The sequence below is a fragment of the Bradyrhizobium elkanii WSM2783 genome (assembly GCF_000472865.1).
Taxonomy (GTDB): Bacteria; Pseudomonadota; Alphaproteobacteria; order Rhizobiales; family Xanthobacteraceae; genus Bradyrhizobium; species Bradyrhizobium elkanii_A.
Window position 1 is genome coordinate 47,148 of sequence record NZ_AXAP01000009.1, and the last position, 13,053, is coordinate 60,200.

Sequence of the window (13,053 nt, forward strand, 5' to 3'; positions counted from 1 at the left end):
GATCCGCCGTTCACGCTAGTTGGCTTGCACACCTGCCTCGCGCGGGGATGCAAAGAAGTCGGCGGGCCGTTATTTCGTGTGTCCCCACGCCTCGTCCCAGTCCGCACCAGCCGCGTCGACGACGCGGCCGTCGGCCTCGAAGAACTTGTTCGGCACCTGGAAGATCGCGAGGATCAATCCGCCTTCGGGGCACCAGGCGACGTGGCGGCTGCCGGCCTCACGCCAGATGAACTCGCCCGCTTTCGCGGCAATGCCCTGCGCCGGGCCTTCCTTGTCGACCAGCGAACCCTCGATGACATAGGTCTGCTCGATATTGACGTGCTCGTGGTCGGGCAGCACCGTACCTGGCGCAAAGCGCATCAAGGCCGTCATCAAGCCGGTCTTGCGGTCGAACAGCAGCGTCTTGGCCTCGCAGCCAGGGAAACGGGTCTTTTGCCAGTCCATTTCCTGCGGGCGCACGAGATGGGAATGCGTGTCGGCAGTCTGATGCGCCTGCGGCGTAGCAGCGTCCATGGCGTTCCTCCGGTTTCGTTGAACCAAAGGGATGATAGCCGGATCGCGCAGCCGCGTCAGCGGTTACCGCAGTCCCTCATAGACCATGAATCCGCGCGCGATCGCGAGCTTTCGCAGCGCGCGCGGCACAAATCTTTCCGGCGGGTGCAGATAGCGCCACGAGGTCAGCGTGAAATCGGAGAGCGTGGTCGCAACGGTCTCGAATGGTGCCAGCAGTCCAGTGAGGCTCACCGGCACGTGCGCGCGGTTGTTGAAGGGAAGGAGCAGCAATTCGAGATGCGCCGGCGTGCCGGCCTGGCTCGAAGCCGTGACGCCGGCGACGGCGGGCAGCATCTCCTCGGCGACAAAGGCGACGACATCCTCGACCTGGCGGCGGCTCTCACCGGTGAACAGCTCCGAAAAGCTCTTGTCCTTGAGGTCGCGGCCGAGCAGGGCGCAGACGCGCGTGCCGGCGACGCGAAAGGGAAAGCCCGCCTCATGCTCGTAGGACAGCACAAAAATGTCGCCGAGCCGCTCGCGAACGGCCTCGGGGTCGAGGTCGCAGCGATCGGGCGCGCGCGCGTTGCCACGCGTCTTGTCCCAACAAGCGAAGAATTCGCGGCTTCCTGGATGCTTCATTCAAGAACCTTGCCTCGCGCTCGCCGCGCCGGGACACATCTGTCCCGGTTTTTGCGCAAGCGCATTCATTCTCAGTAGTGCAGGGGAACTTTGCAGCGTCCATGCCGCGGCCACGTTTTCGCAAGCTTTCCGGCAGCTTTGCGGCGTTAACGTTAAGTTAACTATGAGCTTGGCGCCGCCCGTATGCCCCTCTACTGTCCGCTCATTCCTTGCCGGCCGTTCTCCAGGGGCCAGCGGGTTGGTACACAGGTGGCGTCGAACAATCAGGTCATCGGGCGGGGAGGGGTGGGATGTGCTCCCGTTCCCTCTGGGCGCGACAAGACCGACAGCAGCAGAGGGCGGGCCTTCTCAGGGCTCGCCCTCAATGCCTTTAGCAGGCGTTATCTGCTTGATTTTTCCCCGACTTTCTGGCTTCGATCCTGGCTCCGTTTCCGGTTTGGCCCGCCGTTTTCCAGAACGCCTTCTTGGCGGGAACCGATCTCGGGAACGCCCAGATGACCTTCGCCCCGTTCCGGATGTAGCGGGTGCTGCGCCGTTGTCGGTGCGGCGCTTCAGGGGGCAGGCGCACACACGGTTGGGAACGTGAGTGCCTCCACACGACCCAGCCACGACACGTCTGTTCGTACGACGAATGGGAGCGCCGTTCCAAGCGGATCTATAACCTCCGAGACGAAGACGAGCTGTGAGCGACATCTCGAAGGCTGTCGAGTTTGTTCTGGAGAACCAAGAGGACGCGGTGCAGTGCGGCCAGATGCCGATCTAGACAATCTACGAGCCGCAGATTGTGGAGAGCTGGGTGTGGGCACGCTAACGTGGCGGGCGTTCCGTTGGACGAAATCTGCCATCTTCGATAGCCAAGGTGGGGAATTGAACGATTCGGTGGCTTGAAGTGCCAAGCGTCAAGTTGAACTTATTCTAAGAAGCTGTAGCGCACCCGGAACCTGCGACAAGTCGTCGAGAGCACAGCGCGACACAAAGCAGCGTGACACCGAGCGCGCTTCATGCGAACACTCAAATGATGGACACATCGGAGATATATCCTGCCGCTGAGCGCCGGTGGCCGCCCACAATTGTGATTGGCCGCACGCCCAGGGGGCCCGTTCTGCGCATCGAGCTGCTGCAGGTCCTGTCGATCCTCAGTCTTGTCCTGGTGGTGACGGGCAGCATCGCAGGCGCATGGTGGTTCTCGGTCCACGGCATCACCTGGTTTGAGCCTTTGCTGTTGCTGTCCGTGACCTTCGTCACCGGCCTCGGCATCACGCTCGGCTACCATCGCTTGTTCTGCCATCGCGCCTTTGTCGCCCGTGCGCCGCTCGCGGCGGCGCTCGGAATTCTTGGTGCGATGACCATGCAGGGCCAGATCCTGGGATGGGTCTCGATCCATCGCAAGCATCATCGATACAGCGACCGGCCCGGCGACCCGCATTCACCGCGCCCGCGCGGAGCCGGGATTGTCGGCGCCATCCGAGGCTTCTTCCAGGGCCATGTTGGATGGGTGATGTCCGACGCCTACTGCGTGTACGTCGACTACGTGCGCGATCTACGCCGCGATCCGGTCGTTCGCTGGGTTGATCGTTGGTATTGGCTGTGGGTCGCCGCCAGTTGGATCATACCCGGCTTCATCGGTCTCGCCTGGTACGGGACGATGGATGGATTCTGGGCCGGCTTCTTCGCGGGCGGTCCGCTGCGCACACTCTGGCAGCTCAATTGCACCTGGGCGGTGAACTCGATCGCGCATCGTTTCGGCCGACGGCGCTTTGAGACACGCGAGGACAGCCGCAACAGCGCGCTGGTCAACACTCTCACCATGAACGGCGAGGGGCTGCATAACAACCATCACGCCTTCCCCTGGTCGGCAAGCTTCGCGCTCTTCCCGGGCGAGATCGACCCCGGCTATTGGGCGCTGCGCGGTTTCGAGGCCATGGGCTGGGCGACAAAGGTGCGTGTGCCTGCCCAGCACCTCGTTGCAGCGCGGGCCGCTCAGCCGACGACCGATCCCTTGCGCTCGAGCACCAAGCGATAGAGCGTCACGGCGCCGGCGAGATAGGCGTCCAGGCACGTCTTGAGATTATGCATGTAATCGCTCACCATCTCGCGCCCCACGAGCGCAACCAGATCGGCCTCCTGGCTCCGCAGATTCCTTAACCAGGCTCGCAGCGTGTAGATGTAATCGCGCGGCTTTCCTTCGAGATGCACGAGGTCAAACCAGCGTTCGCTGGCGAGCAGCATCTCACTGGCGTGAGGCAAGTTGCCCTCGAGCCAGAAACCGTCGATTCCGCTTTGGCTGATGTGGCGGGCCTCGCTGCCGAGCTCGATGTTGCCCCAACCGTTGACCTGGATCGAAGCCCGGCCACCGACCCTGAGCGTGCGAGCGCAGAACTCGAAGAACAGACTGTAGGCCTCGATACGCTGCTGACGATCCGCCGCCTTGCCGGCAAAGTGTTCCATCGCCTCGAGGCTCACGATCGCGTCAAACGGGCGATTCGACTGATAGTCCTGCCAAGCCGAAATCTCGGTCACGAAGTTCCGCGGGGCGTAGCTTCGCACGTACTCGGCCTGGTTGTCGGCAAGCGTCAGGCCGACATAGTCGATGTCCGGCCTGCGCACCATCAGCCGCTTGATGAGGCTGCCCCAGCCGAACCCGACGTCAAGCACACGCTGCGCGCTGTCCGCTCCAGACATATCGATGTGCCAATCGAGCTTGCGCAGTTGCGCCGCCTCAAGCGTGTCGCGATTTCCGGGCTCGTTCCAAATGCCAGCCGAATACGCAAGATTGGGCCCGAGAAACCGCTCGTAAAGCCGCGGCTCGCGGTCGTAGTGGGCCTGAATCTCGGCTTTCGACGCCCCCAGATTGGGGATTGCCGCCGCGGAGGTTTCGAGAATGGTGTCGGTTAGGCGAGTGCTGGCCATCACAGCTCCAGGAAATCAAGGTATTCGAGAGAGTACCCCAAACTATGATCGGCTCATACCCCACCGCAACCCTTGGCGATCACGTGCGGGATGAGCGCTGGTTGGGGCCAAGGCCGCCGGTTTTTCTAGAATCGTGGAATGATTTCAGGGGTAGGCTAGCATTCTCAGGGCCCGCTCTTATTCTTTCTTACCTGTGCACTTGCACAATGCGGCCAAAGCCGCCTATCTGGGATGATCGCCCATCCGCGCCGCGCTAAGGTCATCAGTCCCTTGGAATCGCAGTTTGAACCTCCGCAAGATGCGCCGCCGGATCGTCCGCACGAGCCGATCCTCACCTTGCCTCCGGCGCTGACCGCCTACATCGCGCTGATCGCGCTCATCCACTTGCGCGTGCTGCTGCCGCCGGAGTGGGAAAACTGGACCATCGACGTCTTCGGCTTCATTCCGAAGCGCTACGATTCCACGCTGCTCAACATCACCTTCCCCGGCGGCGAGGGCGCCAAGGTCTGGACCTTCGTTACCTATTCGCTGCTGCACGCCAACCTCACCCATATCATTTTCAACGTGCTTTGGCTGTTGCCGTTCGGCAGCGCGCTGGCGCGGCGGTTCGGCGCGCTGCGCTTCTATCTGTTCATGGCGGTCACGGCGGCTGCCGGTGCGCTCGCGCATCTCCTGACGCATGAGCATGCGATCGCGCCGATGATCGGCGCATCCGCGTCCGTCTCCGGCACCATGGCGGCCGCGATCCGCTTTGCCTTCGTGAAGGGCAGCTTCCTCTCCTTCAGCCGCGGCGACGCGGAGGCAGCGGCAAAGGTGCCGGCGCTGTCGCTGTCGCGCGCGCTGCGCGATGGTCGCGTGCTCGCCTTTCTCGCGGTCTGGTTCGGCGTCAATCTCATCTTCGGGATCGGCTCGATCGCGATCGGAGCCGACGGCGCCAGCGTCGCCTGGCAGGCGCATATCGGCGGGTTTCTGGCCGGGCTCGTGCTGTTCTCGTTGTTCGATCCGGTGCCGCGGGAACGCCGTCATGCTGCAGATGCGTTGTCGCCTGACGGACCGGACCGCGTCTGATAGCCGCTTGCGGCTGAGGGCGATTTCATCCATCATTGATTGAAAGTTGTGACGCAAGCTGCCGCCTCTTGCGCTGCATGATGGCCGCGCTTGTTGCCCACCGCGCCGGAAACGAAAACTGCGCGGAACTGTTGATTGAAGACTCGCGAACGATGTCGCGCCTCCTGGTCGAGGCGCGGCAGGGATTCAGGAGGCGGCAATGACGGTACGTTCCATTCTCGATTCCAAGGGTCATCAGATCACGAGCGTCCCGCCGGACGTGACCTTGACCGATGCGATCAAGACACTCGGCGAGCGCAAGATCGGCGCCGTGCTGGTCATGAAGGAAGGCGGCATCGAAGGCATCTTGTCGGAGCGCGACATCGTTCGCGTGCTCGGCGAGCGCGGCGCCGGCGTGCTCGAGGAGCCCGTCAGCGCGGTGATGACGCAGAAGGTCGTCAGTTGCCGTCCGTCCGACACCGTTGCCGGCATCATGGAAATGATGACGCTCGGAAAATTCCGCCATCTGCCCGTGCTCGAGGACGGTCGCGTGGTCGGCTTGATCTCGATCGGTGACATCGTCAAGCGCCGGGTCCAGGAATACGAAGCCGAGCAGGAAGCGCTGCGCGACTACATCAAGACGGCCTGAAATCTAGAGCTTCGGTTCTGATGGAATCAGAACCGAAGCTCTAGGTTTTTGTCTTGACGCGTTTTCTGCGCAGATAAGTCTACGCAATCTGCGTAAACTTGATTGCTATGCGAACCGGTGTCCACCCTCGGATCAAGTCCGAGGGCATGCTTCGCTCGAAAACGCTCTATTCCTTGGTCTCGTCGGGGGCTGCGCCGGTAGCCGTAGTCGCTGCCGGCGGCACCAGGATGTCGATCGCCTCCTGGATCGACTCGATCGCGCGCTCGGCGGCGCGAACGCCATGCGCGATCAGCTCATCCGCGCGATGGAAATCGAACCATCCGATCTTGCCGACCCGCGGCGAGATCAAGAGGTCCGGCGGATCGCCGGCGAGCCGCGCGCGGGTGATGCGGTCCTGCATGATGTTGAAGGCGTCCACCATCACGGTCGAGATGCCGGGCCGCGTGCCGCTGCCGAAGAATTCGCGCTTCATGGTGCGCTCGGCCGAGAAGAACTTGCCAAAGCGTCGCTTCGGCGGGACCGGGTCCGGAACGACTTCGGGCACGACGGTGACCTCGGTCGGCTGGCCGTGCGAATAGATCGTCGTGGAATGGTTGAAGACGTCGCTGGAAAGATTGGCGGCGATCACGATCTCCGCGCCAAAGGCCCGCGCCGCCGAGACCGGCACCGGATTGACCAGCGCACCGTCGACCAGCCAGCGGTCGCCGACCAGGACCGGAGCGAAGATGCCGGGCAGCGCGTAGGAGGCGCGCATCGCATCGACGACGCGGCCGTGGGTCAGCCAGATCTCATGGCCGGTCCGCACCTCGGTCGCGACGCTCGCAAACTTCACCAGCAGATCCTCGATCTGGGTCTGGCCGATCGAGGCTTCGAGCTCGGCGGCAAGCTTGGTGCCGCCGATCAGGCCCGAGCCGTTCAGGCGGATATCGAGATAGCCGAAGATGTTGCGCGGCTGCAGGCTGCGCGCCCAGGCTTCCAGCGTATCGAGATGGCCGGCCGCGTAGGCGCCGCCGACCACGGCACCGATCGATGTGCCGACCACGACATTCGGAATGATGCCGTGCGCGATCAGCGTCTTGACGATCCCGATATGGGCAAAACCGCGTGCGGCGCCGCCACCCAGTGCCAGTCCGATCACGGGCCGCCGCTGGGCGCCAAGGCCTAGCTTCTCGGAGCCATCGGCGCTCTTCTGGCTCCGGCCCATCCAGCTATCCAACACTCTGACTTCTCCTGCCGACGCGAGATTAGGCTCCGCGACGAGGCGCCGCCAGAATCGTTCGCATGCATGGTTTATGCCCTAGGAGCATAGCGCGTAGGGAGGGATTGTGACTTGAGCGCGACCGCCAGGCCAGGGTGGAAGCGTGGGTTCCACAACAGCAACCCTGCAGGACTACGGAGGCTTGAATTTGCCGCGTTTTCGTTGAAAAGCATCATTCCATGACTGTTTGGGGCGATCGCATCGGACGATGCGGGCGGGGCGTGCTGCTTCGCTCGGTGATTTGGCTTGTTCTCGCCCTGGAATTAGCGGTTCCGACCGCCGTTTCGGCGCAATGGTTTGGTGAGCGGCCGCCCCCGGTACCGCCGGCCGCGGTTCCCGATGCCGGGCCCGCGATTAACCTCGCGCCGCCTTCCGGGGCGGGATCGGCACCAAGCCTGCCGGCCCCATTGACCCAGCCGACGATCATGCAGCCCTCGACCACCACGGCCCCGCCGGCCGGGCCGCCGCCGGGGGTGCAGACTGCGAACCAGGCGGTGCTGTCGCTGACCGCCCGCTATGGCAAGGATCTGCCGGTCATCAACAATGGCCTGGTATGGCGGGTCTTTGCCGACAAGCCTGATGACAACGGCACTTTCAAGCTGATCCGCGAGGATCGCGGCGCCACCCCCAACATCGTGTTGCCGCCGGGCAATTACGTGGTCCACGTGGCGCTCGGCCTGGTCAGCGCCGTGCGCGCCGTGAGCCTGAAGTCGGAGACCGATCGCGAGTCCTTCATCCTGCCGGCCGGCGGCCTGCGGATCGAAGGCCGGGTCGGCTCCAGCAAGATTCCGCCGAACCAGATTTCGTTTGCGATCTACAAGGGCAGCCAGTTCGACGGAGCGGACCGCGGCGCCCTGGTCCCCAATGTCGCCGCCGGCGACGTCGCGCTGTTGCCGGAGGGGACCTATCACATCGTCTCCAACTATGGCGACGCCAATTCGGTGGTGCGTTCCGACATCCGCGTCCAGGCCGGCAAGCTCACCGACGCGACCGTCATGCATCGCGCGGCCGTCATCACGCTGAAGCTCGTCGGCGAAAAAGGCGGCGAGGCGCTGGCGAATACCGCATGGTCGGTGATCACGCCGGGCGGCGACGTCATCAAGGAATCGATCGGCGCCTTCCCCCGCGTCGTGCTCTCAGAAGGCGAGTACCGCGCCATTGCCAAGAACGAGGGCAAGGTGTTCGAACGGCCCTTCAACGTCGTCAACGGCGTCGACGGCGAGGTGGAAGTCATCGCGCGCTAGATACGAGTAAAATTTTGAGCGACTGTCATAGTCTCTAACGCGCACTAACCAAGATCTGACTTTGAACTGTCATAATAGCGCCGGCGTCCCGTCGCCCGCGCAATCTTTACATTGCTTTAAGCGAGCCTGATTTGGATGCGGGCGGGGACTGGAGCATGAAATCGGACAGGGGAAGCCGGTTTTCCCTCGCGACAAACGCGGAGCGTTTGCGCCGTGATCATGCTCGAATGTGAAGTGAGGTCGTGATCCGATCTTCGTCGGACCATGATCTGGTGGTTCGGGGCGCGTCATGAGTGCGGCGAAGAAGTCGTCGGGAAAATTCAACACAGAAATGTTCGGCGACGTCCCGGTGCTCAAGCGCAAGTGGCAAGCCGCATTGCGTCCGGGCGACAGGTTGCCCCGCTATGAGGACGTGATGCTCGGCAGCCTCGGCCGGCTCGCCGACCACATCGTCCTGCTCAAAGAAAGGGGCGGCACGCTCGCCGTTTCGCAACCCGGCCGCTACATCCAGCAGTGGCTGAATGACGACCGCTGGGACATGGCGCTGAACGAGCTGCCGCCGGATTGCGCGACCGCGCTCGGCGAAGCCGCCGCCAACGCGGCCCTCAATGACCGGCCCTATCTTGCCACGGCGCATTGCGTGCGCGACGGCCTGGTCCGCACCTATGACGTGCTGGCGCTGCCGACCTGCTCGCGCTGGGGCGGCACGCTGATCGGGGCCTACGTCAACGAGCGCGGCGCGCAATACAATCTGCTCGATACGATCTTCGCGGCGACCGATGAAGGCGTGCTGTCGCTGGCCGCCATTCGCGATCCGCGCGGCGAGCCGTTCGATTTCCAGATCATCCATCTCAATCAGGGCGCGGCGAAGCTCTTGAAGCGGCCCCAGCACGAGCTGTTGTGGCAGCGGCTCAGCGCAGGTGGAAACCTGCTCGGCGCCTCCGACGTGACCGAGCGGCTGCGCGAGACCCTCCGCAGGACCAGCGGCACCCAGTTCGAGATCGAGAGCGAGGACCGCTGCCTGCGGCTTGCCGTCACGGCATTCGGCGACATGCTGTCGCTGACCTTGTCCGATATCACGGCGCTGAAGCAGCGCGAGGTCTCGTTCCGTCTGCTGTTCGAGAACAACCCGATGCCGATGTGGGTGTTCGACGCCGCCACGATGGAATTCCTTGGGGTGAACGACGCGGCGGTCCAGCACTATGGCTATTCGCGCGAGAAATTTCTGAGCATGAAGTTGCGCGAGATCTGGCCGGAAGACGAATGGGCGCCCCACAGCAAGGCGCTGCAGGAGATCGGCGACGTCTACCATTCCAGCCGCGACTGGCGGCACATCAAGGCGGATGGCAGCGAGATCCATGTGCTGACTTTCGGCCGCCGCGTTTCGTTCGATGGCCGCGACGGCTACCTCGTGGCTCTGGTCGATATCACCGAGCGGCGCAAGGCCGAGGCCCGCATCGCCTACATGGCCCATCATGACGGCCTGACCAATCTGGCGAACCGCGATTTCTTCCAGGACCGCCTGCGCGAGGCGCTGCAGCGGAGCAAGTCGGGGAGCAAGCGTGTCGCGGTGCTGTGCGTCGATCTCGACCTGTTCAAGAACGTCAATGACTCCTTCGGCCATGCGATGGGCGATCGGCTCCTGAAGCAGGTCGCCGAGCGGCTGACGGCCGATATCACCGGCGACAATCTGGCCGCGCGGCTCGGCGGCGATGAATTCGCGATCGTTCTCTCCGATGTCACACCGAACGAGGCGAGCGATTTCGCCGAACGCCTGATCGGGACGCTGAGCGTGTGCTACGACATCGACGGCATCGAAGTGATGGTCGGCGCGAGTGTCGGCATCGCGCTGTCGCCGGGCGACGGCACCAGCTCGGAGGAATTGATGCGCAACGCCGATATGGCGCTCTATCGCGCCAAGTCGGACGGCGGCGGCGTGCATCGCTTCTTCGAGCACGAGATGGACCGCCAGGCGCAGAAGCGCCGTGATCTCGAGCGCGACCTGCGCCACGCCTTCGCCAACGGTGAATTCGAGCTGCATTACCAGCCGCTGGTCGACATCGCCGCCGACAAGATCAGCGGGTTCGAATCGCTATTGCGCTGGCGCCATCCGGAAAAGGGCATGATCTCGCCGGCTGAGTTCGTGCCGGTCGCCGAAGACATCGGCCTGATCGTCCAGCTTGGCGAATGGGTGCTGCGCGAAGCCTGTTCGGAAGCGATGAAATGGCCCCAGGAGATCAAGGTCGCCGTCAACCTGTCGCCGGTGCAGTTCCGCAGCCGCAATCTGGTGCAGGCGGTGATCTCGGCACTGGCGCATTCCGGCCTGTCGCCGCGACGGCTCGAGCTCGAGATCACGGAATCCGTGTTCCTGGCCGAGACCGAAGCCAACCTCGCGATCCTGCATCAGCTCCGCGAGCTCGGCGTCAGCATCTCGATGGACGATTTCGGTACCGGCTATTCCAGCCTGAGTTACTTACGCAGCTTTCCGTTCGACAAAATCAAGATCGACCGTTCCTTCGTCAAGGATCTGGCGCGCCGTACCGATTGCGTGGCGATCGTGCGTGCAATCTCCGGCCTCGGCCGCAGCCTGAATATCACCACCACCGCAGAGGGCGTCGAGACGGTTGATCAGCTCGACTGGTTGCGCGCCGAAGGCTGCAACGAGGTGCAGGGCTTCCTGTTCAGCGCGGCGCGGCCGGCGGACGAGATCGCGACGCTGCTCGCAGGCTTTGCCGAGCGCGCATCGAAGGCGGCCTGACGCCGTTTGTCGCGCGGCGGTCTCCGCCGCAAATTTGTCGGCTCGCGGCGATATTGGGCGCGGGCCATGACCGTCGCTCGCGTAATCCAGCTCGCAGTGCCGCTGCTTTTGCTTGCGGGCGCCGTTGGCACGCCGCTCGAAGCCTCGGCTCAAGAGATGTTTGCCGGCGTCACGGTGCGGGCGCCCGATGCGTTCTATGATCCGCCGGCGCAAGTGCCGGATAAACCAGGCGCGCTCCTGCGCAGCGAGCCGCTCCGGGACGTCAGGCTGCCGGCCGGCGTGCGGGGCTGGCGCATCCTCTACACGACGACGGTAAACGACACCACGCGTGCAACCGCCGTCGCGACCGTGTTTGCGCCGATCGATCCGCCCGCGGGCCCGCGCCCCGTGATCACCTGGGAGCACGGCACGATCGGAATGCAGCAGAAATGCATGCCGTCGCTGCTATCGGCCCCGGCCGTGGGGATTCCGGTGCTCGATCGGATCGTGCGAGCAGGCTGGGTGATCGTCGCCACCGACTACTCGTTTGCCGAGAAGGGCGGCCCGCATCCCTATCTCATCGGCGAGGGCGAGGCGCGCGCCGCGCTTGACTCGGTCCGCGCCGCACGGCAGATGCCCGAACTGACGCTCGATCCGCGCACTGTGGTGTGGGGGTATTCGCAGGGCGGACACGCCGCGTTGTGGACCGGCATCATCGGTCCACGCTACGCGCCGGAGATCGAGATCGCGGGCGTTGCCGCGATCGCGCCGGGCACCAATCTGCTGGACATTTTTGCGATGAACCAGGGGGTCGACAAGCGGCTCGGGCCGTATGTCGCGCTGTCCTATAGCCGCTTCTATCCAGACATTAGCTTCGAGCAGGCGGTTCGGCCGGAGGCGCTTGCGGCCGCGCGCGAGATTGCGGGCCTGTGCGGGTTCCTGCCGGAGGAGGAGCCGGTGCGGGCGGCGGCGCTCACCGCAACGTTCGAGGGGCCTGCGTTGGCGACACGCAGCAACCCGGCGCTTGCCGCAAGGCTTGCGCAGAATGGCGCCGACCATCCGATCGCGGCGCCTGTGGTGATCGCGCAAGGAGCGGAGGATGACGTGGTGCCGCCGGCGGCGACCGCAGGCTATGTCGAGGAGCGCTGCGCCGCCGGCCAACGGCTCGAATATTGGACCTTCGTGGGGCTCGACCACGGCATGGTGCAGCCGGGCTCAAAGCTCGAGCAGCCACTCATGGCATGGACCGCGGCGCGTTTCGGAGGCGAGCCGCCGCCAAAGGGCTGCACCCGCAAGTCGTTCTGAGGCTGTCTCCGGCGCGCGGCTTTTCTTCGGATCAAGAAGCGAGCTCGGGTGCACCTCGCCCCGCGCGCGGGGAGAGGTCGAAATTCAAGCACAGCTTGAATTTCGGGTGAGGGGGAGTCTCCGCCAACTCATCTGTCACCGTGATCGCGGAGCAACCCCTCACCCCGACCCTCTCCCCGCAAGAGCGGGGCGAGGGAGAAGCGCTAGAACCGCGTCACGATATCCGACAGCGCCGGCCGCGGGCGGTCTTCGTTCGGCTTGGTCGGCTTGCCGATATGGATCAGCCCTGCGAGCTTCTCGTCGGGCTTGAGGCCCAGACCGTCGAGCACATCGCGGTCGAAGACGAACCAGCCGGTGAGCCAGCACGCGCCATAGCCGAGCGCGGTCGCCGCGGTGAGGATGTTCATCGCGCTGGCGCCGGCGGAGAGTTCCTGCTCCCACGGCGGCACCTTCGGATGCGGCTTGGTGAAGCTGACGATGCCGATCACCAGCGGCGCATCGGTGAGCCGCCGCTTCTCAACCTCGATATCGGCCGTCGGCGCGCCCGGGTTCTTCTTGGCGAACACGCTCGCGATGACATCGCCGGCGCGGTTGCGCGCCTCGCCTTCGAACACAATGAAGCGCCAGGGCGCGAGCTTGCCGTGGTCCGGCACCCGCGCGCCGATCGTCAAGATGGTCTCGAGCTCGGTCGGCGAGGGGCCGGGGCCTGTCATTTCGCGCGGCTTCACCGAGCGGCGGGTCTTCAACAATTCTATGGCGTCGGGCACTGCTG

General features: G+C 64.3%; 11 protein-coding genes. 6 read left to right on the forward strand and 5 right to left on the reverse strand.

All coding sequences use genetic code 11. From position 1 onward, the window contains the following. Positions 1-69: 69 nt before the first annotated feature. Complete coding sequence (locus YY7_RS0110795) at positions 70-513, reverse strand: cupin domain-containing protein (protein ID WP_028163245.1); 444 nt, start codon at positions 511-513, stop codon at positions 70-72. A gap of 63 nt (positions 514-576) precedes the next feature. After that, positions 577-1,131: a PAS domain-containing protein gene (locus YY7_RS0110800; protein ID WP_028163246.1), complete on the reverse strand. Its 555-nt coding sequence runs from the start codon at positions 1,129-1,131 to the stop codon at positions 577-579. A 1,015-nt stretch (positions 1,132-2,146) separates the two neighbouring features. Between YY7_RS0110800 and YY7_RS51330 the strand changes: the two genes are divergently transcribed. Next, positions 2,147-3,154, forward strand: coding sequence for an acyl-CoA desaturase (locus YY7_RS51330; RefSeq protein WP_051396654.1), 1,008 nt, complete (start codon positions 2,147-2,149; stop codon positions 3,152-3,154). On the opposite strand, the gene YY7_RS0110815 is transcribed toward YY7_RS51330, so the two are convergent. After that, the gene (locus tag YY7_RS0110815) at positions 3,112-4,041 is read right to left on the reverse strand and encodes a class I SAM-dependent methyltransferase (protein ID WP_028163247.1); all 930 of its coding nucleotides are present in this window, start codon (positions 4,039-4,041) and stop codon (positions 3,112-3,114) included. The two genes, YY7_RS51330 and YY7_RS0110815, sit on opposite strands and share 43 nt — an antisense overlap. A gap of 270 nt (positions 4,042-4,311) precedes the next feature. Here YY7_RS0110815 and YY7_RS0110820 point away from each other — a divergent pair, with 270 nt between their 5' ends. Then, on the forward strand, positions 4,312-5,109 hold the full coding sequence (locus YY7_RS0110820) for a rhomboid family intramembrane serine protease (protein WP_028163248.1): 798 nt from the start codon (positions 4,312-4,314) through the stop codon (positions 5,107-5,109). 199 nt (positions 5,110-5,308) lie between these two features. Further along, positions 5,309-5,737 (forward strand): CBS domain-containing protein, encoded by a 429-nt coding sequence (locus tag YY7_RS0110830; RefSeq protein WP_028163249.1) that lies wholly within the window; start codon positions 5,309-5,311, stop codon positions 5,735-5,737. A 166-nt stretch (positions 5,738-5,903) separates the two neighbouring features. Here YY7_RS0110830 and YY7_RS0110835 read toward each other — a convergent pair whose 3' ends face one another. Then, entirely contained in the window at positions 5,904-6,956 is a 1,053-nt protein-coding gene (locus tag YY7_RS0110835; protein ID WP_028163250.1) for a patatin-like phospholipase family protein, read from the reverse strand. A gap of 218 nt (positions 6,957-7,174) precedes the next feature. Between YY7_RS0110835 and YY7_RS0110840 the strand changes: the two genes are divergently transcribed. The 3 genes from YY7_RS0110840 to YY7_RS51335 all read left to right on the forward strand — a co-directional run bounded on the left by YY7_RS0110840 (position 7,175) and on the right by YY7_RS51335 (position 12,281). Then, complete coding sequence (locus YY7_RS0110840) at positions 7,175-8,239, forward strand: hypothetical protein (RefSeq protein WP_028163251.1); 1,065 nt, start codon at positions 7,175-7,177, stop codon at positions 8,237-8,239. 289 nt (positions 8,240-8,528) lie between these two features. After that, positions 8,529-10,997, forward strand: coding sequence for a putative bifunctional diguanylate cyclase/phosphodiesterase (locus tag YY7_RS0110845; protein ID WP_028163252.1), 2,469 nt, complete (start codon positions 8,529-8,531; stop codon positions 10,995-10,997). A gap of 66 nt (positions 10,998-11,063) precedes the next feature. Next, positions 11,064-12,281 (forward strand): lipase family protein, encoded by a 1,218-nt coding sequence (locus YY7_RS51335; protein WP_155255127.1) that lies wholly within the window; start codon positions 11,064-11,066, stop codon positions 12,279-12,281. Positions 12,282-12,484: 203 nt separating this feature from the next. Here the strand turns inward: YY7_RS51335 and YY7_RS0110855 are convergent, their stop codons facing one another. Continuing rightward, complete coding sequence (locus YY7_RS0110855) at positions 12,485-13,048, reverse strand: nitroreductase family protein (RefSeq protein WP_028163253.1); 564 nt, start codon at positions 13,046-13,048, stop codon at positions 12,485-12,487. Positions 13,049-13,053 lie beyond the last annotated feature (5 nt).

Bases quoted from the DNA above. Each gene is read 5' to 3' on its own strand.
- YY7_RS0110840 (WP_028163251.1), top strand. From the start codon at position 7,175: ATGACTGTTTGGGGCGATCGCATCGGACGATGCGGGCGGGGCGTGCTG.
- YY7_RS0110800 (WP_028163246.1), bottom strand. From the start codon at position 1,131: ATGAAGCATCCAGGAAGCCGCGAATTCTTCGCTTGTTGGGACAAGACG.
- YY7_RS0110795 (WP_028163245.1), bottom strand. From the start codon at position 513: ATGGACGCTGCTACGCCGCAGGCGCATCAGACTGCCGACACGCATTCC.
- YY7_RS0110845 (WP_028163252.1), top strand. From the start codon at position 8,529: ATGAGTGCGGCGAAGAAGTCGTCGGGAAAATTCAACACAGAAATGTTC.
- YY7_RS0110815 (WP_028163247.1), bottom strand. From the start codon at position 4,041: ATGGCCAGCACTCGCCTAACCGACACCATTCTCGAAACCTCCGCGGCG.
- YY7_RS51330 (WP_051396654.1), top strand. From the start codon at position 2,147: ATGATGGACACATCGGAGATATATCCTGCCGCTGAGCGCCGGTGGCCG.
- YY7_RS51335 (WP_155255127.1), top strand. From the start codon at position 11,064: ATGACCGTCGCTCGCGTAATCCAGCTCGCAGTGCCGCTGCTTTTGCTT.
- YY7_RS0110830 (WP_028163249.1), top strand. From the start codon at position 5,309: ATGACGGTACGTTCCATTCTCGATTCCAAGGGTCATCAGATCACGAGC.